This window comes from Porphyromonas uenonis 60-3 (assembly GCF_000174775.1).
In the GTDB taxonomy this organism is placed as follows: domain Bacteria; phylum Bacteroidota; class Bacteroidia; order Bacteroidales; family Porphyromonadaceae; genus Porphyromonas; species Porphyromonas uenonis_A.
Genome location: NZ_ACLR01000205.1, coordinates 1 through 537 on the forward strand (window position 1 = coordinate 1; position 537 = coordinate 537).

General features: G+C 46.9%; 1 protein-coding gene. It reads right to left on the reverse strand.

Annotation, left to right across the window (positions count from 1 at the left end; all coding sequences use genetic code 11):
• On the reverse strand, positions 1 to 537 hold a 537-nt coding region (traN, locus tag PORUE0001_RS08080), incomplete at both ends, for a conjugative transposon protein TraN (protein WP_007365958.1).

The following is a 537-nucleotide window of genomic DNA, read 5'->3' on the forward strand; positions in this document are numbered from 1 at the left end:
AAGCTCGTGTAGGGATATTTCGAGGATTTTGCCCTCTGGAAGTGAGAACGATTCGAGAGCGTAGATCGTACGCAACTCGCTCTTTGGCGCAACAACAGCAAGGTCGTTGTAAGCTCGCAGTGGCTGGAGTATAGTCTCCTGTATAGCCGTCTGTGTGGTGACCGCCTTATCTACAACCTTGAAGGTCACGTAGTCAATCTGATAACGCATATTTGTTGTGTTGCGTATAGACGTGTGGAAGTAGAGCAATCCGTTGTGTGCATAGATAGCTTTGAGACCAAACTGCATACCAAACTGCTTGGCCGATATATGCTTGACAAGACGCTTATCCTGCTTGTGTATCGTAGACATCAGTAGCCGTACGAGCGTTGGGGTCTCATTGCCTAGCTCCTTGAAGTATATATCTGCCTTGTTTGAAGGTAGATTACCTTCACCAGAGTGGAGGAAATCCACCATCTCTAGCGACAGCTTCTCAGGCTCCTTGGCATACTTTACATTGAAAGCGTAAAAAGAGCCATCGGTGCAGATTACAGACAT